Annotated in this window: 24 protein-coding genes; 8 read left to right on the top strand and 16 right to left on the bottom strand. The window is 67.8% G+C overall.

All coding sequences use genetic code 11. From position 1 onward, the window contains the following. Positions 1-82 precede the first annotated feature (82 nt). The gene (locus tag AC3FMM_RS13035) at positions 83-694 is read right to left on the bottom strand and encodes a ferritin-like domain-containing protein (protein WP_198035993.1); all 612 of its coding nucleotides are present in this window, start codon (positions 692-694) and stop codon (positions 83-85) included. 156 nt (positions 695-850) lie between these two features. Here AC3FMM_RS13035 and AC3FMM_RS13040 point away from each other — a divergent pair, with 156 nt between their 5' ends. The 5 genes from AC3FMM_RS13040 to AC3FMM_RS13060 all read left to right on the top strand — a co-directional run bounded on the left by AC3FMM_RS13040 (position 851) and on the right by AC3FMM_RS13060 (position 6,197). Beyond that, positions 851-1,450 (top strand): sigma-70 family RNA polymerase sigma factor, encoded by a 600-nt coding sequence (locus tag AC3FMM_RS13040; RefSeq protein WP_488686790.1) that lies wholly within the window; start codon positions 851-853, stop codon positions 1,448-1,450. Further along, entirely contained in the window at positions 1,447-2,199 is a 753-nt protein-coding gene (locus AC3FMM_RS13045; RefSeq protein WP_488686791.1) for an anti-sigma factor, read from the top strand. Before AC3FMM_RS13040 ends, AC3FMM_RS13045 begins: the two co-directional genes overlap by 4 nt. Positions 2,200-2,331: 132 nt before the next feature. Further along, positions 2,332-3,744 (top strand): argininosuccinate lyase, encoded by a 1,413-nt coding sequence (gene argH / locus AC3FMM_RS13050; RefSeq protein WP_488686792.1) that lies wholly within the window; start codon positions 2,332-2,334, stop codon positions 3,742-3,744. A gap of 195 nt (positions 3,745-3,939) precedes the next feature. Then, the gene (locus AC3FMM_RS13055; protein ID WP_012353642.1) at positions 3,940-4,482 is read left to right on the top strand and encodes a TRAP transporter small permease subunit; all 543 of its coding nucleotides are present in this window, start codon (positions 3,940-3,942) and stop codon (positions 4,480-4,482) included. Next, entirely contained in the window at positions 4,479-6,197 is a 1,719-nt protein-coding gene (locus AC3FMM_RS13060) for a TRAP transporter large permease (RefSeq protein WP_115710540.1), read from the top strand. The genes AC3FMM_RS13055 and AC3FMM_RS13060 overlap by 4 nt, the downstream gene beginning before the upstream one ends. Positions 6,198-6,246: 49 nt before the next feature. Here the strand turns inward: AC3FMM_RS13060 and AC3FMM_RS13065 are convergent, their stop codons facing one another. Then, positions 6,247-7,161 carry a LysR substrate-binding domain-containing protein gene (locus tag AC3FMM_RS13065; RefSeq protein ID WP_488686793.1) on the bottom strand — a complete coding sequence of 305 codons (915 nt, stop codon included), beginning with the start codon at positions 7,159-7,161 and terminating at the stop codon, positions 6,247-6,249. A 126-nt stretch (positions 7,162-7,287) separates the two neighbouring features. On the opposite strand from AC3FMM_RS13065, the gene AC3FMM_RS13070 reads away from it, so the two are divergent. The 3 genes from AC3FMM_RS13070 (at position 7,288) to AC3FMM_RS13080 (ending at position 8,873) form a co-directional block, all read left to right on the top strand. Next, positions 7,288-7,983: a glutathione S-transferase family protein gene (locus AC3FMM_RS13070; protein ID WP_115710541.1), complete on the top strand. Its 696-nt coding sequence runs from the start codon at positions 7,288-7,290 to the stop codon at positions 7,981-7,983. Positions 7,984-8,224: 241 nt separating this feature from the next. Then, positions 8,225-8,461, top strand: coding sequence for a FitA-like ribbon-helix-helix domain-containing protein (locus tag AC3FMM_RS13075; RefSeq protein ID WP_115680944.1), 237 nt, complete (start codon positions 8,225-8,227; stop codon positions 8,459-8,461). After that, entirely contained in the window at positions 8,448-8,873 is a 426-nt protein-coding gene (locus AC3FMM_RS13080; RefSeq protein ID WP_026164459.1) for a type II toxin-antitoxin system VapC family toxin, read from the top strand. Before AC3FMM_RS13075 ends, AC3FMM_RS13080 begins: the two co-directional genes overlap by 14 nt. Positions 8,874-8,930: 57 nt before the next feature. On the opposite strand, the gene AC3FMM_RS13085 is transcribed toward AC3FMM_RS13080, so the two are convergent. The 14 genes from AC3FMM_RS13085 to apbC form a co-directional block, all read right to left on the bottom strand. Beyond that, positions 8,931-11,201, bottom strand: a complete 2,271-nt coding sequence (locus tag AC3FMM_RS13085) for an arginine/lysine/ornithine decarboxylase (protein WP_115680946.1) — start codon at positions 11,199-11,201, stop codon at positions 8,931-8,933. 147 nt (positions 11,202-11,348) lie between these two features. Beyond that, positions 11,349-11,915: a dCTP deaminase gene (gene dcd, locus AC3FMM_RS13090; protein WP_018008077.1), complete on the bottom strand. Its 567-nt coding sequence runs from the start codon at positions 11,913-11,915 to the stop codon at positions 11,349-11,351. A 94-nt stretch (positions 11,916-12,009) separates the two neighbouring features. Beyond that, on the bottom strand, positions 12,010-12,840 hold the full coding sequence (locus tag AC3FMM_RS13095) for a formate dehydrogenase accessory sulfurtransferase FdhD (protein WP_488686794.1): 831 nt from the start codon (positions 12,838-12,840) through the stop codon (positions 12,010-12,012). Between the two features lie 55 nt (positions 12,841-12,895). Then, the gene (locus AC3FMM_RS13100) at positions 12,896-13,252 is read right to left on the bottom strand and encodes a hypothetical protein (protein ID WP_488686796.1); all 357 of its coding nucleotides are present in this window, start codon (positions 13,250-13,252) and stop codon (positions 12,896-12,898) included. 48 nt (positions 13,253-13,300) lie between these two features. After that, the gene (locus AC3FMM_RS13105; protein WP_115710543.1) at positions 13,301-14,527 is read right to left on the bottom strand and encodes a formate dehydrogenase subunit gamma; all 1,227 of its coding nucleotides are present in this window, start codon (positions 14,525-14,527) and stop codon (positions 13,301-13,303) included. Between the two features lie 49 nt (positions 14,528-14,576). Next, complete coding sequence (locus tag AC3FMM_RS13110) at positions 14,577-14,813, bottom strand: hypothetical protein (RefSeq protein ID WP_018008073.1); 237 nt, start codon at positions 14,811-14,813, stop codon at positions 14,577-14,579. After that, on the bottom strand, positions 14,810-15,511 hold the full coding sequence (gene fdh3B / locus AC3FMM_RS13115; RefSeq protein ID WP_092306741.1) for a formate dehydrogenase FDH3 subunit beta: 702 nt from the start codon (positions 15,509-15,511) through the stop codon (positions 14,810-14,812). Before fdh3B ends, AC3FMM_RS13110 begins: the two co-directional genes overlap by 4 nt. A gap of 15 nt (positions 15,512-15,526) precedes the next feature. Further along, on the bottom strand, positions 15,527-18,559 hold the full coding sequence (locus tag AC3FMM_RS13120) for a molybdopterin-dependent oxidoreductase (protein ID WP_116312972.1): 3,033 nt from the start codon (positions 18,557-18,559) through the stop codon (positions 15,527-15,529). Between the two features lie 73 nt (positions 18,560-18,632). Further along, entirely contained in the window at positions 18,633-18,848 is a 216-nt protein-coding gene (locus AC3FMM_RS13125; protein ID WP_252675484.1) for a formate dehydrogenase, read from the bottom strand. A 167-nt stretch (positions 18,849-19,015) separates the two neighbouring features. Next, a complete protein-coding gene (locus AC3FMM_RS13130; protein WP_115710547.1) occupies positions 19,016-19,654 on the bottom strand; it encodes a TorD/DmsD family molecular chaperone in 639 nt (212 codons plus the stop codon). A 36-nt stretch (positions 19,655-19,690) separates the two neighbouring features. Next, entirely contained in the window at positions 19,691-21,856 is a 2,166-nt protein-coding gene (locus tag AC3FMM_RS13135) for a 4Fe-4S binding protein (protein ID WP_414247617.1), read from the bottom strand. A 100-nt stretch (positions 21,857-21,956) separates the two neighbouring features. After that, positions 21,957-22,601 (bottom strand): DUF3306 domain-containing protein, encoded by a 645-nt coding sequence (locus tag AC3FMM_RS13140; protein WP_488686797.1) that lies wholly within the window; start codon positions 22,599-22,601, stop codon positions 21,957-21,959. 29 nt (positions 22,602-22,630) lie between these two features. Continuing rightward, entirely contained in the window at positions 22,631-23,170 is a 540-nt protein-coding gene (locus tag AC3FMM_RS13145) for a DUF3305 domain-containing protein (protein ID WP_115710552.1), read from the bottom strand. A gap of 16 nt (positions 23,171-23,186) precedes the next feature. Then, entirely contained in the window at positions 23,187-24,275 is a 1,089-nt protein-coding gene (apbC, locus tag AC3FMM_RS13150; protein ID WP_111519324.1) for an iron-sulfur cluster carrier protein ApbC, read from the bottom strand. Positions 24,276-24,544 lie beyond the last annotated feature (269 nt).

Consider the following 24,544-nt stretch of genomic DNA (forward strand, 5'->3'; position numbering starts at 1 on the left):
CGCCCGACCTGGCCCAGGCAAGGTGTCCTCCCTCTCCCGCGCGCGGGAGAGGGGAGCCCCCACCCGGCAAGCTTCAACCGACTCACCCCACAAACGCCCCCGGCACCGGATCTTCACCCAGCGCGTGCAGCAGCACCGCCCAGTGCATCGCCTCGTCGCCGAGGATGCTGCCGGCCGCGCGCGTCAGCTCGCGGTTGTAAAAGTTCGGCAGCACGCCCAAGTAAGCCGACGTGGCGCCCTTCTCCAGCCCCGCGGCAAAGCGCAGCACGTCGGCCTGCGTCTTCAGCTTTTCGGTCGGAAACTCATACGCCGACGCCTTCTTTGCCGTCACCGGCGTGCCGCCGAGCTTCGACACCGTCCCGGCCAGCACCTGCGCATGGGCCTTGTGGTGGTCCTGGAACTTGACCGCGGTGGCCAGCACCGGCTTCTGCAGCAGCCCGCTTTCGGCGCCGACCTGGTAAGCCGCGATCGCCTGGTATTCCAGCCCCAGCGCGGTATTGAGGATATTGATGTCGTCCTTGGTGCTGCCCGATTGCGTCTGCGCCCACGCCGGCATCGATTCGCCGAGCGTGATGACGGCCAGCGAGCCCAGCGCGAACAGGCCGGGCGCCTTGAGCAGCCCGCGCCGGCGCGCGTCCGGCGGCGTGATGAGGGTTCCGGGCTCGCGTGCGGGCTTTTGTGACATGCGGTCCATGGTGTGCTCCTGTGAGGGATGACAACGTGGCGCCCCCGGGACGGGGTGCCTGGCTTGCGCCTGTCAGCATCTACGCAGCTGCCGGGCGTTTGGATGCGCGTTTGGATGCAGCGCTACCTATAATCCGGCAAAGCTTGCTTGCAAGGAGCCGTCCCGGTGCCGCCCTCCCCGCAGCCGTCCTATGCCACGCCCGCCAGCCCCGACCGGCTGGAAGGACTGCTGCAGGCCGTGGCCGTGGGTGAGCGCCAGGCACTGCGCGCACTCTACGACCTCACCGCAACGAAACTGTTTGGCCTTGCGCTGCGTATTACCGGCAGGCGCGATTGGGCGGAGGATGTCGTGCAGGAAAGCTTTGTCAGCATCTGGCACCACGCCGGCGACTACCGGCCGCAGCTGGCCGCGCCGATGACGTGGATGACCGCGATCGTGCGCAACCGCGCGCTCGACTGCCTGCGCCGGGCGGCGGCCGCGCGCGTGCCGCAGACCGCCGAGCTGGAGCAGGACCTGGCCGAATGGCTGGCCGACGACTCGGCCGGGCCCGCCGAACTTGCCGAGGCCAGCCAGCAGGCGCGCGCGCTCAACCGCTGCCTGCAGCGGCTGGAGCAGCCCCAGCGCCAGGCCATCATACTGGCGTACCTGCAGGACCTGAGCCACGCCGAGCTGGCCGAGCGCCTGCGCGCGCCGCTGGGCACGGTCAAGTCCTGGATCCGGCGCGGGCTGGAGCGGCTGCGCAGCTGCATGGAGGGCGCGGCATGAAGCTGGCCAGCCATCCCGACCTGCTCGACCGGATCGCAGCCCAGTACGCGCTGGGCGTGCTGCGCGGCGGCGCGCGCCGGCGCCTGGAGCGGCTGGCGCATGAAGAACCGGCGGTGCGCACGGCGATCCACCGCTGGCAGGCGCGCCTTGCCGGCGTGGCCGAATTGCAGGCGGCGGCCGAGCCGGTAGACAAGGTCTGGTGCGGGATCGAGGAAAGGCTTGGCTGGAAGGCGGCCGAGGAGCGCAGTTCGCTCGCCGCACCCCGCGCCGCTGGCCCCGGCGCCGGCGGCTGGTGGCAGCGCCTGTGGACGGCGCCGGTGTTCTGGCGCGGCGCCGCGGCGGCGATGGCGGTGGTGGCGGTGCTGGCCATCGGCATCGGCATGCACTTGGCGCAGCAGCGCGAGGCGGTGCCCGCCGACGTCATCGCCGTGCTCAACGACGACCGCGCGCAGCCGGCCATGCTGGTGTCATGGGATGCAGGCAGCGGCGACCTTGTGGTGCGCCGGCTGAATCACCTGAAGCTGAACGATCAGCAGGTACTGCAGTTGTGGGCGCTGCCGGCAGGCGGAAAGCCACAGTCCCTGGGACTGATCGGCCGTGTGCCGCAAGCGCGGCTGGCGCTGGCGCAGCGGCCAACGGCGGTGCCCGCGCTGGCCGCCAGCATCGAACCGGCCGGCGGCTCGCCCCGTGCCGACGGGCCCAGCGGCCCGGTGGTGTTCAAGGGACCCGTGATCCACAGCCGGCCCTGAGCAGCGAGCCGCCGTCGCGGGCCGCACCGCCAGCGTGCCGCCGGGCGATATAATCGCCGTTTCCCAATTTTTCGCGCCCGCCGCCGTCCGCACGCCGGCCGCCTGCCGCGCGAGCCACTGCAGCCGACGTCCATGTCCACCTCCCAACTTGCCAAGAAAGGCGAAGCCTGGTCCGCCCGCTTCTCCGAACCGATGTCCGACCTGGTGAAGCGCTACACCGCCTCGGTGTTCTTCGACAAGCGCCTGGCCCTGTTCGACATCCAGGGCTCGCTGGCCCACGCGGCCATGCTGGCACAGCAGGGCATCATCGCCGAGGCCGACCGCGCCGAGATCGAACGCGGCATGGCGCAGATCCGTGGCGAGATCGAGGCCGGCAGCTTTGAATGGAAGCTGGACCTGGAAGACGTCCACCTGAACATCGAGGCGCGCCTGACCGCGCTGGTGGGCGATGCCGGCAAGCGCCTGCACACCGGCCGCTCGCGCAACGACCAGGTCGCCACCGACATCCGCCTGTGGCTGCGCAGCGAGATCGACAATATCATCGCGCTGCTGGGCGCGCTGCGCACCTCGCTGCTCGACCTGGCCGAGCAGCACGCCGACACCATCCTGCCTGGCTTCACCCACCTGCAGGTGGCGCAGCCGGTCACCTTCGGCCATCACCTGCTGGCGTACAACGAGATGTTCACGCGCGATGCCGAGCGCATGGCCGACTGCCGCAAGCGCGTCAACCGCCTGCCGCTGGGTGCCGCCGCGCTGGCCGGCACCAGCTACCCGATCGACCGCGAGTTCGTCGCGCAGCAACTGGGCTTCGACGGCGTCTGCCGCAATTCGCTGGATGCCGTGTCGGACCGCGACTTCGCCATTGAATTCTGCGCCGCCGCCGCGCTGGTGATGACCCACGTGTCGCGCTTCTCGGAAGAGCTGGTGCTGTGGATGAGCCCGCGCGTGGGCTTTATCGACATCGCCGACCGCTTCTGCACCGGCAGCTCGATCATGCCGCAGAAGAAGAACCCCGACGTGCCCGAGCTGGCGCGCGGCAAGACCGGCCGTGTCAACGGCCACCTGATCGGCCTGCTGACGCTTATGAAGGGCCAGCCGCTGGCGTACAACAAGGACAACCAGGAAGACAAGGAGCCGCTGTTCGACACCGTCGATACCGTGGTCGACACGCTGCGCATCTTCGCCGACATGGTGCCGGGCGTCAGCGTCAAGCCCGAAGCGATGCGCGCCGCAGCGCTGCAGGGCTATGCCACCGCCACCGACCTGGCCGACTACCTGGTGAAGAAGGGCCTGCCCTTCCGCGATGCGCATGAGGCCGTGGCCCACGCCGTGCGCGCCTGCGACGGCCGCCAGTGCGACCTGGCCGACCTGAGCGTGGCCGAGCTGCGCGAGGTTTCCGGCCTGGGCGACCAGGCCGCGCTGATCGGCGACGACGTGCACGCGGTGCTGACGCTGGAAGGCTCGGTCGCGGCGCGCAACCATGTCGGCGGCACCGCCCCGGACCAGGTGCGCGCGGCCATCGCCGCGGCACGCGCGGCGCTGTAAGAGCCAGGCAGCGCCCTGTAAGTTTCGCGTAAGTTCTCAGCAAGAAATAGCCACCGTGGCGCGAGCCCGGTGGCTTTTTTCATTGTTGCTGCGCGCTTTGGCGCAATCTCGCCCGCGCCCGTAGGTAGTAGCCCCTAGCGCCGCCACTTTTTGTTACAGATAAACTAATCGCCGCAAAAACCGGGGAGACAACCCATGTATTACTTGCTTGGTCTGTCACGACAGATCGACAGGTTGAATCAGCACACTGGCAGGCTTGCAAACATCATGATCCTGCTGTCGTGCCTGATCAGCGCCGGCAACGCCCTCCTGCGCTATGGCTTCAACTTGAGCGACAACTGGCCACTCGAACTGCAGTGGTACATGTTTGCCATTGCCGTGATGTTCGGCGCCTCCTACACCTTCCAGCGCAATGAACACGTGCGCGTGGACCTGATCTACGGCAACGTCTCGGAACGCGCGCAGCACTGGATCGACATCTTCGGCATCCTTGTGTTCCTGCTGCCCTCGTGCGTGCTGTTCACCTGGCTGTCGTGGGAATCGTTGTTTCTGCCCTCGTGGCGCATCCTCGAGCAATCGGGCAACTCCGGCGGCCTGCCGCGCTACCCGATCAAGCTGGTGGTGCCCGTCGGCTTCGCCCTGCTGACCCTGCAAGGCGTGTCCGAGCTGATCAAGCGCTTCGCCGCCCTCAAGGGCCTGGTGCGCATCGAATCCAAGTACGAGAGGCCGGTTCAATGATCCCGTTGGAATATATGCCGCCGATGATGTTCGGCGGCCTGGTGCTGTTCATGCTGATCGGCTTCCCGGTCGCATTCTCGCTGTCAGCTGTGGGGCTGGCCTTCGGCTTCCTGGCCATCGAATGGGGCTATTTCCCGCTCAGCTTCCTGCAGGCCATCCCGAGCCGCATCTTCGGCAGCGTGCTGGGCAACGAGCTGCTGCTGGCGATCCCGTTCTTCACTTTCATGGGCGCGATCCTGGAGAAGTGCGGGCTGGCCGAGGACATGCTGGACTCCATGGGCCAGCTGTTCGGCCCGGTGCGCGGCGGCCTGGGCTACTCCGTGATCCTGGTGGGCTTCATCCTGGGCGCCATCACCGGCACGGTGGCCGCGCAGGTGATCGCCATGGCGATGATCTCGCTGCCGGTGATGATGCGCTACCGCTACAACATGAAGTACGCCACCGGCGTGCTGGCGGCATCGGGCACCATCACGCAGCTGGTGCCGCCCTCGCTGGTGCTGGTCGTGCTGGCCGACCAGCTCAAGACGCCGATGGGCAGCGCCGACGTGGGCAGCATGTACCTGGGCGCCTGGGGGCCGTCGGTCATCCAGATCGCGCTGTTCGCGCTCTACACCTTTTTCCTGACGCGCTTCAAGCCTGACTGGCTGCCGCCGGTCCCGCCCGAAGCCCGCACCCTGCGCGGCTGGGCGCTGTGGCGCAAATGCCTGCGCGGCATCGTCCCGTGCGCGGTGCTGATCTTCCTGGTGCTGGGCACCATCATGCTGGGCATTGCCACGCCGACGGAATCCGGTGCCATGGGCGCGGTTGGCGCGCTGGTGCTGGCCGTGATCCGCGACAAGGCCTTTACCCGCATCGACCGGCAGGTCTACCGCGTCGGCATCGCCGCCACGCTGGTGGCCGCCGCGGTGGGCGTCTTCGCCTTCGGCTCGCACGCCTTCCGCATCCCGCTGGCGGTGATGTACCTGGTGATCGTCTGGCTGCTGCTGCGCGCCGGCCAGATGACGGACCTGCGCCTGCTTATCGTCGACGCCTACCAGTCCACCGCGCGCATCACCGCGATGGTGGTATTCATCCTGATCGGCTCCACCTGCTTCTCGGTGGTGTTCCAGGGCGTGGACGGCGGCGCGTGGGTCGAGCATTTGTTCACCTCGCTGCCGGGCGGCTGGATCGGGTTCCTGATCGTGGTGAACCTGTTCATCTTCTTCCTGGCCTTCTTCCTGGACTTCTTCGAGATCGCCTTCATCGTGGTGCCGATGCTGGCGCCGGTGGCGGTCAAGGTGCTGGCACCGGTGGTCGCCGACTCCATGGGCGGCAACCCGGAAGCCGCGGCAACGGCAGCGCTGGTGTGGTTTGGCGTGATGCTGTGCGTGAACATGCAGACCTCCTTCATGCACCCGCCCTTCGGCTTCGCGCTGTTCTACCTGCGCGGCATCGCCCCGAAGGAAGTGAGGAGTTCGGACATCTACTGGGGCGCCCTGCCCTGGGTCGGCCTGCAAATGGCCATGGTGCTGCTGGTGATGTTCTGGCCCGGCATGGTGACCGGCCTGCTCGACAAGGGCTCGCTCAAGCATAGCAACGCGGCGGAAGTCAGTATCCCGCTGGGCGAACCCGAGAAGCCGGCATCGGCGCCGGCCTCGCCGGGTTCACTGGAGCTGCCGGGTGCCGCGCCGGCGCCGGAACCGGCCGTGCCGCAGTTCGAGTTCGAGAAGAAATAGGTCGCGGCCTGATCGCCGCCCGCAGGCCCCGCAGCGATGCGGGGCCTTTTTATTGCGGCATGGCAGTGCCGGCGCCGCCCGGCGCCAGGCATTGCGCGAGGAAGTCGACAGTGGCCCGCACCGCAGGCAACTGCCCGCGCCGCGCCGGCAGCAGCAGCGTGGTGGTCACGCTGCCGGCCGTCCACTGCGGCAGCACGCGCGCCAGTTGCCCGGCCGCCAGCGCCGCGCGGCACAGCTCGTGCGGCAGCGGCACGATGCCAAGCCCCGCCACGGCGGCGCCGAGCAGCACGGTGGATTCATTCACGGTCATGCGCGGCACCGGGGTGGCTTCTGCACGCGCGCCCTGGGGCCCCCACAGCCGCCATGTGCCGGCGGTGGCACCGGTCAGCAGACCGTCGTGGCCAGACAGCGCGGCGGGCGTTTCCGGCATGCCGCGCCCCGCCAGGTAGTCGGGCGACGCCACCAGCACGATGTCGTCGACGGCAAGCTGGCGTTGCACCAGGCCGGAGTCCGGCAGCGGCGCGAAATGGCTGCGCACCGCGATATCGAAGCCCTCCTGCACCAGGTCGACCATGCGGTCGGACACCTCCAGCTGCACGTGCAGGCGCGGATAGGCGCGCGCCAGCGCCGGCAGGTGCGGCGCCAGGTAGCGCTGCGCGGTGGGCACCGCGGCGGTGATCCGCACCGTACCGCTGGGCTCGGCCACGCGCCGCTGCACCGCCTCTTGCGCGGCCTCGGCTTCGATCAGCGCGGCATGCGCGTGATCGTAGAAGTCGCGGCCGGCATCGGTCAGCGTAAAGCTGCGCGAACTGCGGTAGAGCAGCCGCGCCTGCAGGGCCTGCTCCAGCTCGGCCACGCGCTTGCTGACCGTGGACTTGGGCACTCCCAGCGCCCGCCCCGCGGCGGCAAAGCCGCCATGGGCGACGGCGACGACGAAGAAGCGCAGGTCGTTGAGATTGATCACGGCAAGCAAAGTCTATGTGCGTGGACGATAGGTCGGATTTTTGCCTACTACTCACGCAAAGTCCATGGATCTACAGTCCCCCTGTGCCCGATCGGCGGGCCCTAACCGAATCCAGGAGAACTACCCATGACTACCCCCACCCTCTTCTACGGCGTTCCCTCCGGCTGCTCTTTCGGCTCGATCGTGGCGCTGGAATGGCTTGGCCAGCCCTATCGCCTGAGCCGCATCGAAATGCCCGAAGTCGTGACCAGCGATGCCTACCGCCAGATCAACCCGGTCGGCGAAACGCCGACGCTGATGGACGCGCAAGGCAATTTCCTCAGCGAAAGCATGGCGATCCTCAACCACATCGGCGCGCGCGGCATCGAGCGCAAGCTTGGCTTTGCCCAGGGCACGCGCGATTTCGACCGGCTCAACCAGCAATTGGCCTACCTCAACACCAGCTACTTCGGCGCCTTTGCCCCGCTGTGGCATGCATTGGAGGGCGTGGACGAGACCGACCGGCCTGCACTGGTGCGCTATGGCACGGAGCAGGTCCGCCACGTGCACCAGGAACTCGAAGCCATGCTGGGCGAGCGGCCCTGGCTGCTGGGCGAGCACCGCACCGTGGCCGACGCCTACTTCAGCGGCATCGCGCGCTGGTCGAAGTACCACAAGGTGCTGAACGTCGAGGACTTCCCGAACCTGCAGCGTCTTTACAACCAGCTCGAAGCCGATCCGGCGGTGCGCTTTGCCCATGCCATCGAGCGGCAGGCGCCGGCGCAAAGCGCGGGGGCTTTCCAGGGCCACGTGACGCTGGAGGAAGTGCTGGCGCAGCGCTGACGCGACAGGCATCGGCGTCGCGACGAGGCACCCGCGCAATTGCGAATCGGCTCATCGACCAGCGGGCCGGCACGGCCCAGACTGGTTCCTGCGTTCAGCCCATACCCAGGAGAACACCATGCCGAGCACCAAATGCGCGGGGCACTTCGCCGCGACCCCGTTTTACTGCCTGCCATCGATACGTGACCGCCGTAATGATAACAATGCTATCATCGCACCATCCAACGGTGAGGAGTTCACGATGGCAACCCTACTGGTTCGTGGCGTCGATGAAGCGCTGGTCCAGCGCCTGCGCGAGCAGGCCGTCGCCAATGGCCGCAGCGCCGAGGCAGAACACCGCGCCATCCTGGCGCAGGCGCTGGGCGGCACGGCCCGGCGCACTTTTGCCGAGGTGCTTGCCGGCATGCCGGACGTCGGCCAGGACGCCGACTTCGAGCGCATCCAGGATACGGGCGAGGCGCCGCGTGTATTTGATTGATACCAACGTCATCAGCGAGACCCGCAAGCGAGAGCGCGCCAATCCCGGCGTCCGCGCCTTCTTCCGGCAGGCGGCGCGCGACGGGGCCGCGCTCTACCTGTCGGCGCTGACCGTGGGCGAACTCCAGCGCGGCGTGGCACTGATCCGCCATCGCGGCGACGCGGTGCAGGCGGCGCTGCTGGAGCGCTGGCTGGCCCATGTGCTCGAGGACTTCGGACGGCAGGTGCTGCCGGTCGATGCCGAGGTCGCGCAGGTCTGGGGCCAGTTGCGCGCGGCGCGGCCCGAGCACGCGCTGGACAAGTTCATCGCCGCCACCGCGCTGATCCACCGCCTCACCATCGTCACGCGCAATGTCGCGGACTTCCGCGGCACCGGCACGATGGTGATGAATCCGTTCAGCCAGGACAAATAGAAAGGGCCCCGCCTTGGCGGGGCCCTTGCTGCATCCACGGAAGATGCCGGCTGGCGCTCAGGCGCCCTGCTTCACGCAGTCGACGAAGTACGCCTTCTTGCCGTCGACCTCGTCCTCCACCAGGCCGTGGATGTCGGTCTCGAAGCCCGGGAACAGCTTGTTGAACTCGCGCGCAAACTTCAGGTACTGCACGATGGTGCGGTTGAAGCGTTCGCCCGGGATCAGCAGCGGAATGCCCGGCGGATACGGCGTCAGCAGGATCGCGGTGACACGGCCTTCCAGGTCGTCGACCGGCACGCGCTCGATCTCGCGGTGGGCCATCATGGCCCACGCGTCCGACGGCTTCATCGCAGGCTCCATGTCCGACAGGTACATCTCGGTGGTCACGCGCGCCACGTCGTTGGCCTTGTACACGCTGTGGATCGCATCGCACAGGTCACGCAGGCCCATGCGCTCGTACTGCGGATACTTGCCGACGAATTCCGGCAGCACGCGCCACAGCGGCTGGTTCTGGTCGTAGTCGTCCTTGAACTGCTGCAGCTCGGTCACCAGCGAGTTCCAGCGGCCCTTGGTGATGCCGATGGTGAACATGATGAAGAACGAGTACAGCCCGGTCTTCTCGATGATGATGCCGTGCTCGGCCAGGTACTTGGTGACGATCGCCGCCGGGATGCCGCGCTCGCTGAACTCGCCGTCGACGTCCAGGCCCGGGGTGATGATGGTGGCCTTGATCGGGTCGAGCAGGTTGAAGCCGTCGGCGAGGTCGCCGAAGCCGTGCCAGCGCTCGTTGGCCTTCAGCATCCATTCCTCACGGTCGCCGATGCCGTCTTCGATCAGCGCGTCCGGGCCCCACACCTTGAACCACCAGTCGCCGTTGTTGCCGGCATCGTAGTCGCCCTCGACCTTGCGCATGGCGCGGCGGAAGTCCATCGCTTCCTGGATGCTCTCTTCCACCAGCGCTGTGCCGCCCGGCGCTTCCATCATCGCCGCGGCCACGTCGCACGAGGCGATGATCGAGTACTGCGGGCTGGTCGAGGTGTGCATCAGGTACGCTTCATTGAAGCGGTAGCGATCCAGCTTGCGGGTCTCGGAGTCCTGCACCAGGATCTGCGAGGCCTGCGACAGGCCGGCCAGCAGCTTGTGCGTCGACTGCGTGGCGAACACCAGCGCATCCTTGCTGCGCGGGCGGTCCTTGCCGATCGCGTGCATGTTGCGATAGAAGTCGTGGAAGGCCGCGTGCGGCAGCCAGGCCTCGTCGAAGTGCAGCGTGTCGATTTCGGCCGCCAGCATTTCCTTGATCTGCTCGGCGTTGTACAGCACGCCGTCGTAGGTGCCCTGGGTGATGGTCAGGATGCGCGGCTTCTGGTTCTTCGCCTTGCTGGCGAACGGGTGGCTGGCGATCTTCTTCTTGATCGTCTGCGGATCGAACTCGCTCTTCGGGATCGGGCCGATGATGCCGTAGTGGTTGCGCGTCGGCATCAGGAACACCGGGATCGCGCCGGTCATCATGATCGCGTGCAGGATCGACTTGTGGCAGTTGCGGTCCACCACCACGATGTCGCCCGGCGCCACGTTGGCATGCCACACCATCTTGTTCGAGGTGGAGGTGCCGTTGGTGACGAAATACATGTGGTCGGAGTTGAAGATGCGCGCGGCATTGCGCTCCGACGCGGCCACCGGGCCGGTGTGGTCCAGCAGCTGGCCCAGTTCGTCGACGGCGTTGCAGACGTCGGCGCGCAGCATGTTTTCGCCGAAGAACTGGTGGAACACCTGGCCCACCGGGCTCTTCAGGAAGGCCACGCCGCCCGAGTGCCCCGGGCAGTGCCACGAATACGAGCTGTCCTGCGCGTAGTCGATCAGCGCCTTGAAGAACGGCGGCGCCAGCGTGTCCAGGTAGACCTTGGCTTCGCGGATGATGTGGCGCGCCACGAACTCGGGCGTGTCCTCGAACATGTGGATGAAGCCGTGCAGCTCGCGCAGGATATCGTTGGGGATATGGCGCGAGGTGCGGGTCTCGCCGTACAGGAAGATCGGCAGGTCGGAATTGCGGCGGCGCACCTCGGCGACGAAGGCGCGCAGCTTCTCGATCGCGGCGGCCTCGAGTTCCTCGCTGTCGCTGGCGAACTCGTCGTCGTCGATCGACACGATGAAGGTCGATGCCCGGCTGGCCTGCTGGGCGAACGAGGTCAGGTCGCCGTAGCTGGTCAGCCCCATGACTTCCATGCCCTCTTTCTCGATCGCCTCGGCCAGCGCGCGGATGCCGGAGCCGGAGATGTTCTCGGAGCGGAAGTCTTCGTCAATGATGATGACGGGGAAGCGGAATTTCATCGGGCATCCTTGATGGAAAGCGGGACATAAAGGACTTGAGCCACATGGCCGGCAGGGGTTCCCCGCGACGGCGACATGTGGCTCTCACGTCAGATTTGGCGGCCCTGGCGGGCCCGCCGTGCCGGCAGACGCCGGATTGTAATGCGCTCAGGTCTTCGGCAGTGTGACACCGTGCTGGCCCTGGTACTTGCCGCCCCGGTCGGCGTACGAGGTCTCGCAGATCTCGTCGCTCTCGAAGAACAGTACCTGGGCGCAGCCCTCGCCGGCGTAGATCTTGGCCGGCAGCGGCGTGGTGTTCGAAAACTCCAGCGTCACATAGCCTTCCCATTCCGGCTCGAACGGCGTCACGTTGACGATGATGCCGCAGCGGGCGTAGGTGCTCTTGCCCAGGCAGATGGTCAGCACGCTGCGCGGGATGCGGAAATATTCCATCGTGCGCGCCAGCGCGAACGAATTGGGCGGGATGATGCAGACCTCGCCCTTGAAGTCCACGAACGACTTCTCGTCGAAGTTCTTCGGGTCGACGATGGTGCTGTTGATATTGGTGAAGATCTTGAATTCGTCGGCGCAGCGGATGTCGTAGCCGTAGCTCGAGGTGCCGTACGACACGATCTTGCGGCCGTCGGCCTCCCGGACCTGGCCTGGCTCGAACGGCTCGATCATGCCGTGCTGCTCCGCCATGCGGCGGATCCATTTGTCGGATTTGATGCTCATAGGGTTGGGAGGATAGACGGCTCGGAGTGCGCCGCATTGTACAACCATTCGGCGCGCGCCCCCCAAAGCCTCGAAGCGGCCATGCAAGTGGCCGCTACGCCACTACATCCTCGGGTTGGCGGTGGCGGAAGCGCTCGCGCCCGGTATAGAGCAGGAAGTGCTTGCCGGTGCAGCGCGCGAACAGCGTCAGGTTGACGCGCCGGGCCATCTGGTAGCCCATCTGCGTCACGCCCGAGCGCGACAGCAGGAACGGGATGCCCATCTGCGCGCCCTTGATCACCATTTCGGAAGTGAGGCGCCCGGTGGTGTAGAAGATCTTGTCGCCGCCAGTCATGCCTTCGAGCCACATGCGCCCGGCAATCGCGTCGACGGCATTGTGGCGGCCGACGTCCTCGACGAACATCAGCAGCTCGGTGCCCTGGAACAGCGCGCAGCCATGCACCGAGCCGGCCTGCTTGTACACCGACTGCTGCAGCCGGATGGTGTCGATGATGCCGTACAGAGTGTCCTGGTCGAGCGTCGGGCCCAGCGGCAGGCGGATGCTGTCGACCTCGTCCAGCAGCGAGCCGAACACGGTGCCCTGGCCGCAGCCCGTGGTCACCACGCGGCGCGCGGTGCGCTCCTCGATGCGGTCGACGCCGGTGCGGGTGGTCACCGCGGCGGATTCGGTTTCCCAGTCGACCTGCACCGCGGCAATATCCTCGATCGATTCCACCAGGCGCTGGTTGCGCAGGTAGCCCAGCACCAGGTGCTCGGGCGCGCCGCCCAGCGTCATCAGCGTGACCAGCTCGCGCTTGTCGAGATAGACCGTCAGCGGCCGCTCGCCCGGCAGGTAGGCCGCGCGCACGCGCCCTTGCTCGTCGACGACTTCAACCTCTTCGATCAGGGGAACGGCTGCCTGGGTAAGCTCGGGACGCAAGGTCATGACGAGGGACTCGGGGCTGCGGGTGAAGCCCCGAGCGGCATGCAGGGGGCAGAAGTTATGGCGCCTTTGCGGACGATTGTACCGCGCCTGCCGCGGGGGCACCGGCGGTGCTGGCGATGGCCGGGGCCGGCGCCACGAACGGTCCCGGATCGGCGCAGGCGGTGGTCTGCACCGGCTCGCGCGCCTGCTGCCCGTGCGCCTTGCGGTCGGCCAGGTAATGCGCGGCGATCTTGTCCTGGGCACGGCACAGCTGGTACGCCGCGACCTTGTCGGACCAGGCGGCGCGCGCCCGGGTCTCGGCGGTCTTGGCCTGCTGGGCTTCGGTCGGCGCGGGCAGCTTGGCCAGCGCGCCCGGGGCGAAGGCCGTGCATGCGGCACCGGCAACGGCAATCAGCGTCAGGATGCGTGTCATGGTTCTGGATTCCTGCTGTGTCGTGGGGACCCGCTCGCCAGGCCTGCGTCAGGCTTCGCCGGGACTCTGCCGGGCCGGCCGGGCCGCGGCGGCGTCCGGGCTGGCCGAACGCTGGGCCGGGATCTTGCCGGACTTGATGTCGTCGTACCAGAGCTCGTGGTGCTCCTTGGCCCAGGCCTCATCGACCCAGCCATCGCGCATGGCACGGTACGCGCCTTCCATGCCGATGGTGCCCATATAGATATGGCCGCACGCCATGGCAGTCATCAGCACCGCCGAGATGCCGTGGATCACGTTGGCGATCTGCATGGTGGCGCGGTAGTAATCCATGCCGGGCACGATCATGTCGAGCACCCAGCCCGAGGCCGACAGCACCAGGCCGAACACGAACACGCCCACCCAGAACCACATCTTCTCGCCGGCGTTGAAGCGCCCGCTCGGCACGTGCTTGCCCGAGGCCAGCCCGCCGAGGCTGGTGACCCAGCGGACGTCGTCGCGGCTGGGCAGGTTGTCGCGCAGGAACACCACGAAGGCGACGATCACTGACAGCGTGAAGATCGGCCCCACCACGTTGTGCAGGTTCTTCAGGATGTAGCTGAGCCAGCCGAACAGCATATGGCCCATCAGCGGCAGCAGGAAATGCTTGCCCAGCAGCATCACGATGCCCGACACCGCCAGCACCACGAAGGAAATCGCCATGGTCCAGTGGACGATGCGCTCGAGCGGGGTAAAGCGCTCGATCATGCGACCGGTCTTGGGCGTGCGCAGCGGGATGGTGCCGCGCCACAGGAAGAACCCAAGGATCGCCACCGGCACGATCAGCAGCAGCCAGCCGCCCCAGACCGTGATGACGCCGTTGCGGAACAGCCGCCACGACTGGCCGGTGCGCTGGATCAGCACCCCGGCTTCCTTGTCGGGCAGGCTGCTGTAGTGGCGCTGGTCGGAATTGACCTCGCGCCACATCGGCGCGTTGTTGCCGGGCTGCGTGACGCTGCGCTGCTGCTGCGACCTGGCCTCGGCGGCGATGTCGCGCGGCGGGATGTCGAAAATGTTCTCGGACGCAATGCCGGCCAGCGGCTGGGCCGGATGCGTGGCCGGGTTGTTGGCGTCGGCGCTGGCCGATGCGGTCGCCGGTCCGGTCGACGGCCCGGGCGCGGGTGCCGGGGCCTGTGCCACGGCATTGCCGGCCGCGGCCAGCGCCAGCGCGCCGGCGGTCAGCCAACCCCGCCAGCCACGCCAGCCTCCGGCGCGGCATCGATTGTGCGACGGCGTCATAGCCCCTCCTTCAGTTCCCGGCTGGCGGGAAGTCCACACGGCGGCGCGGTCATTGCACCCGGTTGTACTCGTTCTGCAACTGGTTGCGCTGGCGGATCTGGTTGTTCCAGCTGTTGCGGTCGCCCGCGGTCCAGCCCTTGGCCACGAACGGATCGTCCGGGGCGCCCTGGAACGCCTGGGCGTCGGCCTTGCGGTGCGACGGGCCGATGGTCTGCGGCTTCTCGCCGCACGCGGCCAGCAGCACGCCGCACAGCGACACCAGTGCAACGACGCGGATGCGGTTCATGACGCTTTCCCTCCTGCAGGTGCCGTGGCGGCCGGCGCGGTCGGCGCGGCGGGCGCGGCCGGTGCGGGCGCGGGCTGCTGCGCCGGGGCCGCGGGCTTCGCGCCGGCCTGGGCATTGCCATAGGCCGTGCCCCAGCCGAATACGTCGCCGCCGGTGCCGCGCTTGATCACGCGGTTGCGCAGGATGTCGGCGATCACGTCGCCGTCGCCGCCCAGCAGCGCCTTGGTCGAGCACATCTCGGCGCACAGCGGCAGCTTGCCTTCGGCGAGCCGGTTGCGGCCGTACTTCTCGAACTCGGCTTCCGAGCCGTTCTTCTCCGGGCCGCCCGCGCAGAACGTGCACTTGTCCATCTTGCCGCGCACGCCGAAGGTGCCGGTCGACGGAAACTGCGGCGCGCCGAACGGGCAGGCGTACGAGCAGTAGCCGCAGCCGATGCAGACGTCCTTGTCGTGCAGCACCACGCCGTCCTCGGTGCGGTAGAAGCAGTCGACCGGGCAGACCGCCATGCAGGGCGCGTCCGAGCAGTGCATGCAGGCCACCGAGATCGATTTCTCGGCGCCGACCATGCCATCGTTGACCGTGACCACGCGGCGCCGGTTCACCCCCCAGGGCACCTCGTGCTCGTTCTTGCAGGCAGTGACGCAGCTGTTGCACTCGATGCAGCGCTCGGCGTCACAGATAAATTTCATGCGTGCCATGGTGTTCCTCTGCGCTTAGGCAAACCGCTCGATCTGGCAAATGGTGGTCTTGGTTTCCTGCATCATCGTCACCGCGTCATAACCATACGTGGTGGCGGTGTTGACCGCTTCGCCACGCACCACCGGCATCGCGCCCTCGGGGTAGTAGTCCTTCAGGTCCTTGCCCTGCCACCAGCCCGAGAAGTGGAACGGGACAAAGGCGGTATCGGGCCCGACCCGCTCGGTTACCAGCGCGCGCACCTTCAGCCTGGCGCCGGTCGGGGTCTTGACCCAGCAGTAGTCCCCGTTGCGGATGCCCCGGTCGGATGCGGCGCGCGGGTTGATCTCGACGAAGTTCTCCTGCTGCAGTTCCGCCAGCCACGGGTTGGAACGGGTTTCCTCGCCCCCGCCCTCGTACTCGACCAGGCGCCCCGACGTCAGGATGATCGGGAATTTCTCGGCCACCTTGTTCTCGAGGTTGCGCTGCTGCACCGATTTGTACAGCGTCGGCAGCCGCCAGAACGCCATCTTGTCGTCGTGGGTCGGGTACTTCGCGACCATGTCGGGACGCGTGGAGTACAGCGGCTCGCGGTGCTGCGGGATCGGGTCCGGGAAGTTCCATACCACCGCGCGCGCCTTGGCATTGCCGAACGGATGGCAGCCATGGTTCTTCAGCACCACGCGCTGGATGCCGCCGGACAGGTCGGTCTTCCAGTTCTTGCCCTCGGCCTTGGCCTTCTCGGCATCGGTCAGGTCGTCCCACCAGCCCAGCTTCTTCAGCAGCACGTGGTCGAACTCGGGATAGCCGGTGGTGATCTCCGCGCCCAGCGAGTGCGAACCGTCCTCGGCCAGCAGGTTGACGCCATCGCGCTCCACGCCGAAGTTGGCGCGGAAGTTGCCGCCGCCGTCCATCACGTGCTTGGTGGTGTCGTACAGGTTGGGCGAGCCCGGATGCTTCAGTTCCGGCGTGCCATAGCATGGCCACGGCAGACCGAAGTAGTCGCCGGTCAGGTCATAGCCGGTCACCGGATCCTTGCCCGACTTGCAGCGCAGCGTCTTGACGTCGAACATCTGCATATTGCGCATGTGCGACTTCAGGCGTTCGGGCGACTGGCCGGTGTAGCCGATAGTCCAGTTGCTGGCGTTGATCTCGCGCAGGATCGACTCGGGCTCGGGTTCCATCCAGGTCCGGCCGGCCCGCTTGACCTCGATCATCTTGTAGTTCTTCGACAGCTCCTTGCCGAAGCCGAGCTTGTCGGCGAACGCCTGCATGATGGTCTGGTCGGGCATCGACTCGAACAGGGGCTCGATCACCTTCTCCCGCCATTGCAGCGAGCGGTTCGAGGCCGTGCACGAGCCCGAGGTCTCGAACTGCGTCGCCGCGGGCAGCAGGTACACCGCGCGGTTGGGGTTGACCTTGTCGCCCTCGGCCGGCGGCATGTTGGCCATGGCCGCGGTCGCCGACGGGTACGGGTCCACCACCACCAGCAGGTCGAGCTTGTCGAGCGCCTTCTTCATTTCCAGGCCGCGCGTCTGCGAGTTCGGGGCATGGCCCCAGAAGAACACGCCGCGCACGTTGTTGTCCTGGTCGATCAGCTCGTTCTTCTCGGTGACGATATCGATCCAGCGCGACACCGTGGTGCCGGACTTCTCCATCATCACCTGCGAGGCGAACTGTTTCTTGATCCATTCGTAGTCCACGCCCCAGACCGCCGCATAGTGCTTCCACGCGCCGGTGGCCAGGCCGTAGTAGCCCGGCAGCGAATCGGGGTTGGGGCCCACGTCGGTGGCACCCTGCACGTTGTCGTGGCCGCGGAAGATGTTGGCGCCGCCGCCCGCCACGCCGATATTGCCCAGCGCCAGCTGCACGATGCACGAGGCGCGCACCATTGCGTTGCCGATGGTGTGCTGGGTCTGGCCCATGCACCACACCAGCGTGCTGGGCCGGTTCTTGGCCATGGTCTCGGCCACCAGGTAGACCTGCGCCTCGGGCACGCCGGTGACCTCCTCGACCTTGTCGGGGGTCCACTTGGCCAGCACCTCTTCCTTGATCTTGTCCATGCCGTAGACACGGTCGTTCAGGTACTTCTGGTCTTCCCAGCCGTTCTTGAAGATGTGGTACAGCACCCCGAACAGGAATGCGATATCGGTGCCCGAGCGGATCCGCACATAGTGATGCGCCTTGGCCGCGGTGCGCGTGAAGCGCGGATCGACCACGATCACCTTGCAGCCGTTCTCCTTGGCATGCAGCAGGTGCAGCATCGACACCGGGTGCGCCTCGGCAGCGTTCGAACCGATATACAACGCAGCCTTCGAGTTCTGCATGTCGTTGTACGAGTTCGTCATCGCACCGTAGCCCCAGGTGTTGGCCACGCCCGCCACCGTGGTGGAGTGGCAGATGCGCGCCTGGTGATCGGTGTTGTTGGTGCCGAAGAACGACACCCACTTGCGCATCAGGTAGGCCTGCTCGTTGCTGTGCTTGGAAGACCCGACGAAGAACATCGAGTCCGGGCCGCTCTGCTGGCGGATCTCCTTCATCTTCGCGGTGATCTCGTCGAGCGCCTGGTCCCAGCCGATGCGCTGGTACTTGCCGTTGACCAGCTTCATCGGGTACTTGAGCCGGTATTCGCCGTGGCCGTGCTCGCGCAGCGCCGCGCCCTTGGCACAGTGCGCACCCATGTTCAGGGGCGAATCGAACACCGGCTCCTGGCGGATCCACACGCCGTTCTGCACCACCGCGTCGACCGCGCAACCGACCGAGCAGTGGCCGCACACGGTGCGCCTGACCACGATGCCGGTCTTGCCATCGCCGGCGGCCTTCTTGTCGTCGGCGGCGTCGGCCTTGCGCAGCAGCGTCAGCTGCCCGGCCGCGAGGCCGGCGCCGACGCCGATGCCGGAGCGCTTGAGGAAACCGCGGCGGTCCATGGTCGGCATGGCGCCGGCCAGGCTGGCCGCGAGTCGTTGGGAGAGCCGGCCGGAGCTTGCGTCGGCGGAGTCGGGCCGGTTGGCGTGGCCGTCAGCGAGGCGGGCGGATGCGCCCTGCGCCGCGCGTTTGCGGGTCAAGATCATGTCTCACCTCAGAAACGGACGACTGGATTGCGTCCGGTTGCAGGCGGCGCGCCAGACCACGCCGCCTTGGCAGTTACACCAGCGTGGTCCGGTAATACTTGCGGATGTGGTCGGAGACCCGGTAACCCTTGCTGTCCGACGGAGGATCGGTGGGTTCCGGCAGTGCTGCAGCCTGGCCCGGCATGGCGGGTGTGCGCGCGCTCAGCGCTGCCGCACCGGTGGCGGCGGCTACAACTCCGGCGCCCGCGAGAAACGTGCGGCGCGCGACCCTGGTTGGCTTCTCTCTCATGGGGGGGCTCCTCGGTTGTCAAAGCCCGATGGTTGTGCCGTTATGCGTTGTTATGCATATTCTAGAATCAACTGGAAGGAAAGACCATGACAAGCACGGGTTTTTCCTTACCTTCTGCTTCAACTTGAGCTAAGAAACCTGCGCCTTGCGCCGCATCGGTCCCGCGCTCAGGCCATCTCGAGCGCCACCGCCTCGATCCCGGCGAAGGCGCCCAGCAGTCCGGCCACGCTGCGATAGAAGCGCGCCTGCGGGTGCGCCGCCACCGCCTCGCACAAGGGCTCGATCCAGGGCTGCATATGCTTCGCATAGAAGCGCTGCTGCTCGCCCAGGTTGGACACCGACAGGTCGTCGCCCGCCACCAGGAAGCGCATCACCTCGCACAGCGTGGCGATGTGGTCCTCGGTCTCGCTGACGCCTTCGTGGCGCTCCAGCCCGTAGCGGGCCAGGTCTTCGCGCAGCGCCACCAGCGGGCGCTCGTTGAGGAAGCCTGTCATATAGAAAGAGCCGTAGAGGAACACGTCCTGGCGTCCCACGCCGACGAACAGTTGCCGGTACTCCTCCTCTGCCTCGGCCGCGGTAGTCTCGGATGCTGCGTCGCACAACACATTCCACGCCTTGCCCAGCACGGTCTGCGCGTCTTCGCCCACGGCGCGGTTGGCCGCGATGTGATGCAGCAAGGCCGCGTCCGGGGCGCGGTAGAACAGCGTCGCGAGCAGACCGTACAGGTCGGCGCGGGCGGTGTCTTCGCTGTCCGCGGGGTCGGCGGGCGGCGCGGCGGTGAGCTGGATCGGCTGGAAATCTGTCATGTCGTGATGAATTGTGCCCGGCGGGCCGGGCGGGTCTCAGCGCAGGGTGGCGCCGGTGACGGCGCCTGGGTCGCGTTCCATCATGTCAACCACGCGGCAGTCCGGGCACATCTTGAGGCGCTCCGCGGCGGCGCCGGCAAAGGCGGGATGGCCGGCCAGGCGCACCAGCATCGACTCGACCATCTGCGCCGTGCCGAACGGCTTGGCGCAGCGCACGCAATGGAACGGCTGGGCCTCGTTGAGCGTGACCGGGCGCCGGGCCGCGTCGCCGGCCAGCAGGCGCGGCACCAGCGTCACGGCGTCTTCCGGGCAGGTCTTCTGGCACAGCCCGCACTGCACGCAGTTGCGCTCGATAAAGCTGAGCACCGGGCGCTCGGGGTTGTCACGCAGCGCCTGCGACGGGCACGCGCCCACGCACGCCAGGCACAAGGTGCACTTGCCGGTATCGACGGCGATGGCGCCGATGGGCGCGCCCGCCGGCAGCGGCACGCTCTGCGCCGGCGACGGCGCATGGCGCACCAGGTGGTCGAACGCGAAGTCGAGCAGCTCGCGCTTGGCCGCGACCGGGCCGAAGGGCGCGGGCGGCAGCGCGTTGCGTGCCGGCCGCAGCGCCGCCAGGCCGGCATCGAGTGTTTCCGTGTCTGCGGCCTCGACCAGCGACAGCGCCTCGTCGTCATAACCCAGGCCCGACAGCAGCGCGCGTCCCACCGCCATCTGCTCGAGCAGCGCGGTGCGGTATTGCGGGGCCTCGTCGCCGGTCAGCAGCACCGCGACGCGGCTGGCGCCCCAGCACAGCGCGGCCAGCCACAGCTCCAGCCCCACCGAGGCCGGATGGAACAGCGACAGCGGCATGACCTGCGCGGGCACGCCGCGCGCCTTGCCACCGCGGGCGGCGCGGCCCAGCGCCAGCAGCGCGGGCGTGCCGGATTCCTCGCCGTGCAGCAGCACCACCGGATCGCGCGCGCCGGCGTGCCGGTACGCGGACAGCAGCGTGCGCAGCCGCGCGCCGGTCGTCTCGGGGCCGGGGTAACCGTAGCTGATGGCACCGCTGGGACAGACCGTGGTGCAGGCGCCGCAGCCCATGCACAAGTTGGGCGTGACCTCGATGCGGCCCTTGCCATCATGCCAGCGCGAGGAGATGGCCTGGGTCGAGCAGATATCGATGCAGGCGGTGCAGCCGGTGGTCTGGTTGCGGCCGTGCGCGCACAGGCTGTCCTTGTAGCGGAAGAATTTGGGCTTCTCGAACTCGCCCACCAGACCGGCCAGCGCCAGCGCCTGGGCCTGCTGGCGGGCCGGATCGGCGCCGGCATGCAGGTAGCCTTGCGGCGGCTGGTGCATGGTGAAGGCGGGCGTGTCGCACAGGTCGAAGACCAGGTCGAAGCGGCCCGCGCCGGTGCCCTGCGGACGGTCGAAGTCGATCGCCGCGGCGGCGCCGCAGGCGCGCACGCAATCGCGATGCGCGCGGCAGCGAGACAGGTCGATCTGGTAGCTGAAGTCGATCGCGTCTTCGGGACAGGCATCGATGCAGGCATTGCAGCGCGTGCACAGGTCCAGGTCGATCGGGTTGCTGCGGCCCGCGCCGGTCTCCCAGCTGGCCTCGAAGGCGCCGAGCCAGCCCGTCAGCGCGGCCAGCCGGCCGCTGTGGACCGGATAGGCGCGCGCCGCGGGCTGCGCGGCGGTCCCGTCGCGCGGGTCGCCGCCGGTCAGCAGCACCGTGACTTCGAGCTGCATCGCGGCCAGCCGCTCGGCCCAGGGCAGCGCGCGCGCAGCCGGCCCCAGCACCAGCACCGCGCCGTCGCTGCGGTAGTCCACCACCGGCACCGGTTCGGGTTCGGGCAGCGCCGCCACCGCCAGCAGCGCGGCGATCTTGGCATTGGCGGTCCTGGGGTCGCGCCGGGCACCCTGCGACCAGCCGCCGGTTTCGCGAATATTGACGAAGCGCACCGGCGCGGTCACCACCGCCTGGCCATCGCGGCCCTGCGCGGCTTGTGCGGCCACCTCGGTGAACAGCTGGCGCTCCTGGGTGCAGGCGACGATCACGTCCTCGGTGCCGTCCAGCGCGGCGGTGAAGTCACCGATTTCACGCCGGCACAGCAGTCGATGGACCTTGAGCGGCCCCTGGCTGGCGTCGCGGGTTGCGTCTGACAATGCCGCCCCGTCCAGCGGCATGGTGTCGTTGCAATTGCAGATCAGCGTCGGCATGGCGAGTGCGGCTGACCGGTCCGGACGTCCCTTCTTGGCGGGGGTCTGCGGGCCGGCGGATTGTGGGGATGCCTATTGTAGGCTGCGCTGCCCCCTGGGGCTACGCGCACTTATGCGGATCTTGCCGCGGGTCTTGCTGGCCCCGTTGTTCGCTTTGACCGGGATCCGGCGGCGGCGTTTCGGCGCCTGCCGGTGCATCGGCCAGCACCAGCGGCGCGGCGGCGTCTTCGCCTGGTGCCGGACCCGCCTGATGCGGTTCCTGCTCCGCTTCCGTTTGCGCTGCCGGCGGTACCTGTTCCGGCTCCGACAGCCGGGCCGCGGCTTCGGCCGCGGCGCGTTCCTCGTCGGTCGGCTCGAACAGGCCCAGGGTCTCCGCCTGGCGCAACTGGCGCAGGGTCTCGGGCGGGATCGGGTCCGGCTTGCTGTAGTCGTCGATATAGATATCGAGCCCGTCCATCACATTGAAGTGCGGATCGGCAAACAAGGTCTTTAGCGCGGCGCGCTTGACCGATTCGTCCACGCCGCGCGCGACGAAGCGGGCGATCTCGTCACCGGGCCGCAGCGCCGCGACATCGGCCAGCGTCGGCGGGGGATCCCGCGGCGCCTCGGGAGCGGCTTCGACGGTCGCAGGGACAGGCTCGCTCTCGGTCCGTAGCGGCTGCGGCGGTTCGGCGGGAACGGCCACGCCTTCGCGCACCGCGGCCTTGCGGCGCGACCAGCGCGACAGGAAGGACGATTCGCTCATGAGCAGGGCCGTTTGCCAGTGGTGTCGGATCAGTAGCGGGCGCGCTCGTCCGGCGCCTTGAAGGATTCGGGCCGGCGCCGCTGCTTGGGCTCGGGCCGGTAATGTTCGTTGACGTAGGCCTGCAGCCAGTCGCGCTGCTCGGGCGCCAGCGGCACGTTCTCGACGGTCTCGCCGGCATCGAGCCAGCGGCCGGCCTCGTTGTACGACAGCGCCACGGTGACCGGCACCGGATGCGCATCATCTGCGTCGCCCTTGCCTTCATCCTCGGGCATGCGCCACAGCACGAACCAGCACGGCGTGGCCGAAGTCAGGTTCAGGTAGTAGCCCTCGCCCTGGTCACGGAACAGCTCGACCTCGTAGCCCGGGTACAGCCAGCGCGCGCCGTGGGCATCGTGCTCCAGGCACACCGGCTGTGTGCCGAACTCGCCCAGGTCGGGCAGCACCGCGTCAAGCTGCCATTTCCAGGGCTGCCAGCGATTCGCCAGCGCCACCTTGCGCATCACCACGGCCATGGTGACGGCGGGGCGGGCGCCGGGCGGCGGCAGGTTGGCGGTGGGCTGGCTGTCCATGGCGGCAGGCGGGCGCTCAGGTGTTCTGCACGACGATGCTGGGGAACTTGCTGGTCATGTCGCGCGCCTTGTCGGCGACCTTGATCGCCACCTTGCGCGCGATGGCACGGTACATCTCGGCCACCGGGCTGTCGGGCTCGGCCACCACGGTCGGGCGGCCGGAATCGGCCTGCTCGCGGATGCTCAGGTTCAGCGGCAGGCTGCCCAGCAGGTCGACGCCGTAGTCGGCGCACATTTTCTCGCCGCCGCCGTGCCCGAAGATATGCTCGACATGGCCGCAGTTCGGGCAGCAATAGACCGCCATGTTCTCGACGATGCCGAGGATGGGAATGCCCACCTTCTCGAACATCTTCAGGCCCTTTTTGGCGTCCAGCAGCGCGATGTCCTGCGGCGTGGTCACGATCACCGCGCCGGTGACCGGCACCTTCTGCGACAGCGTCAGCTGCACGTCGCCGGTGCCCGGCGGCATGTCGACGATCAAGTAATCGAGGTCACGCCAGTTGGTCTGGCGCAGCAGCTGCTCCAGCGCCGAGGTCACCATCGGGCCGCGCCACACCATGGGATTGTCCTGCTCGATCAGGAAGCCGATCGAGTTGGCCTGCAGGCCGTGGCCCTCCAGCGGCTCCATGGTCTGGCCGTCGGCGGATTCGGGGCGGCCGTCGATGCCCAGCATCATCGGCAGGCTGGGGCCGTAGATGTCGGCGTCGAGCATGCCCACGCGCGCGCCTTCGGCGGCCAGCGCCAGCGCCAGGTTCACGGCCGTGGTCGACTTGCCCACGCCGCCCTTGCCCGACGCCACCGCGATCACGTTCTTCACGCCCGGCAGCAGCTTGACGCCGCGCTGCACCGCGTGGGCGACGATCTTCATGCTGACGGCCACGCTGACATTGGTCACGCCCGGCAGCTGCCGCACCGCGGCCACCACCAGCTTGCGGATCGGATCGAACTGGCTCTTGGCGGGATAGCCGAGTTCGACCTCGAGCGAAACCTCGCCGCCATCGACGCGGATGTTCCGGGCCGAGCGGGTGGAGACCAGGTCCTTGCCCGTATTGGGGTCGATGACGGTGCGCAGGGCTTCGGTAACCTGCTCAGTGCTGAGGCTCAAGACAAACTCCGCTTGGGTAGTGGGGAATGGGCGCATGATGGCCTGCGCCTAATGTATCAAAGTATGCAGCACCGGCCATGAACGCCGGAAATCCGCGCGCAATCCCCTCTGTTGGGTGGGGGATTACAGACAATTACAACTCTCACAAGCTTGCACTTGTGCGCGCGCCGCCATATCCATATTGTAGTGCGGTTGGACGGCCCGGCATGCCGACACCGCAAGCGGTGCCGCGCCCGGCCGGGCCGACGGGCACAATGGGTTACCTGCCG

Source organism: Cupriavidus sp. 207A1 (assembly GCF_057798955.1).